Here is a 2,350-nt window from a genome sequence, read left to right as displayed (position 1 = left end):
GTTTTCCGCAACATCGGCAAGCGCTTCACCTTCGGCGGCGAAGCGCCGAAGGACCAGCGCGTCTACTACTTCAACACGAAGGAGCTCATCGGCAACAAGTACGGCACGGCGTCTCCCGTTCCGTTCCGCGTCGTGGATCAGCGCGCGGCGATCGACATCGACGTGGGCATCCGCTGCTTCGGCGAGTACAGCTATCATATCGCTAACCCGCTCCTGTTCTACACGAACGTCTGCGGCAATGTGAGCGAGGACTATGACCGCTCGAACCTCGACAGCCAGCTCAAGACCGAGCTTTTGACCGCGCTCCAGCCCGCGTTCGCGAAGATCAGCGAGATGGGCATCCGCTACTCCGCGCTGCCCGGCCACACGGTCGAGCTGGCGGACGCGCTCAACGAGGCGCTGAGCGCCAAGTGGCGCGATCTGCGCGGCATCGAGGTCGTCTCCTTCGGCGTTTCCTCCGTCACGGCGAACGAGGAAGACGAGAAGATGATCAAGGAGATGCAGCGCAACGCGGCGTTCATGGATCCCACCCGCGCGGCGGCACACCTCGCGGGCGCGACCGGCGACGCGATGAAGACGGCGGCGGCGAACCCGAACGGCGCGGTCGGCGCGTTCATGGGCATGGGCATGGCAGGCGGCATGGCAGGCGCGCAGATGGGCACCCTCTATCAGCAGGGCGCGCAGCAGCAGGCGGCGCAGGCGCAGGCGGCTCCCGCTGCGGCCCCCGCCGTACAGGGCTGGACTTGCAGCTGCGGACAGAGCGGCATCACCGGCAACTTCTGTCCCAACTGCGGCAGCAAGAAGCCTGAGCCCAAGCCCGCGGGCGACAGCTGGAAATGCGCCTGCGGTGCCACCGCCACCGGCAAGTTCTGCCCTGAGTGCGGCAGCCCCAAGCCCGCTGTCGCGGACGATGGCTGGACGTGCGCCTGCGGCGCGGTGAACAAGGGCAAGTTCTGTGCCGAGTGCGGCGCGAAAAAGCCCGCCGGCGTCCCCCAGTATAAATGTGACAAGTGCGGTTGGGAGCCTGCCGACCCCAAGCATCCCCCCAAGTTCTGCCCCGAGTGCGGCGATCCCTTTGACGATGGGGACATCGTTGGATGAAGCGCCGGATGATCTGGATCCTTATGGCGGGGATACTCGTGGGTTTAGCCCTTTCCGGGCTATATAAGCACTTTGTCACAGACCGGATCATGGACGGGGGCGACGGCATGGAAAATCCGGACACCGCTTTCCTGCTGGACGGCGACCACACCTATGCGGACAATTCCGCCCTCTGGCCCGTGCTGGAGGGTACATGGGAAAGTGAAGACGGCCGCTGGCAGGCGAGCATCGGCGAAGAGAGCGGCATCGTTCTCAGCGCGGACGGCGAGACCGTCTTGGCGTCCCCCCTCGATTTTACCTATCTCCGGCCGGGCAAGGTCGTCTGGACGGAGCTGGAAGTGGAGGAGCGCGAGCTTGTGACGCCGGAGGGTGTCTCGCTTGGCAGGATCAGGGAATTTGGCTATGAGGCAGCGGACGGCGAGGGCAGCGGAACGCTGGAGCTGACGCTGGAACGACCGGACGAGAGCGAAGAAACGGTGATATTCCAAAAAACACAGGAACAGGAGCAATAGATCATGGGCTTATTTGATAAGAAGTACTGCGACATCTGCGGCGAGAAGATCGGCCTTCTCGGCAACCGCAAGTTAGAGGACGGCAATCTCTGCAAGGACTGCGCGAAAAAGCTTTCGCCGTGGTTCAGTGACCGCCGCCGCTCCACAGTGGAGGACATCAAAGAGCAGCTTGCTTACCGGGAAGAGAACCGGGGCAGAGCCGCCCAGTTCCGCATCACCCGCACCTACGGCGAGAGTTGGAAGGTGCTGATAGACGAGGAGCATCGGTGGTTTACCGTTACCTGCGCCCGCGACTTGGCGGACGCCAACCCTGATATTCTGGACTACACGGCGCTGACCGGCTGCCGCGTGGACATCGACGAGAGCCGCACGGAGCTGACGCGCGAGGATGCGGACGGCAAGGAGGTTAGCTACGTCCCGCCCCGCTACGAGTATTCCTACGACTTTGACATCATCATTTCCGTCAATCACCCCTATTTTAACGAGATGCGCTTCCGCCTCAACGACAGCTCTGTGTACATTGAGCCGCAAAGCACCGTGCAGCGCCCGATGATGGGGCAGCGCCCGATGGCGGGCCAGATGCAGCGTCCCATGGCGGGGCGTCCGCAGCCCATGGGTCGCCCGATGATGGGGCAGACGATGAATGTCGCACCTGTCAACTTCGACCCGGAGAACAGCATGGAATACCGCAAGTACCGCGAAATGGGCGACGAGATCCGCGCGGCGCTGCAGCAGGT

At 63.3% G+C, this 2,350-nt stretch carries 3 protein-coding genes; all 3 read left to right on the top strand.

Translation table 11 applies throughout. From position 1 onward, the window contains the following. On the top strand, positions 1-1,101 hold a 1,101-nt coding region (locus KQI17_RS13280; RefSeq protein ID WP_216496676.1), incomplete at its 5' end, for an SPFH domain-containing protein. An 8-nt stretch (positions 1,102-1,109) separates the two neighbouring features. Further along, positions 1,110-1,613: a hypothetical protein gene (locus tag KQI17_RS13275; protein WP_216496675.1), complete on the top strand. Its 504-nt coding sequence runs from the start codon at positions 1,110-1,112 to the stop codon at positions 1,611-1,613. A 3-nt stretch (positions 1,614-1,616) separates the two neighbouring features. After that, positions 1,617-2,350 (top strand): DUF4428 domain-containing protein (locus KQI17_RS13270; RefSeq protein WP_216496674.1); only part of this gene is annotated, 734 nt, incomplete at its 3' end.

It is taken from the genome of Oscillibacter sp. MSJ-31 (genome assembly GCF_018918025.1).
Taxonomy (GTDB): domain Bacteria; phylum Bacillota; class Clostridia; order Oscillospirales; family Oscillospiraceae; genus Hominicoprocola.
This window is presented reverse-complemented; position numbering and strand designations above follow the sequence as displayed.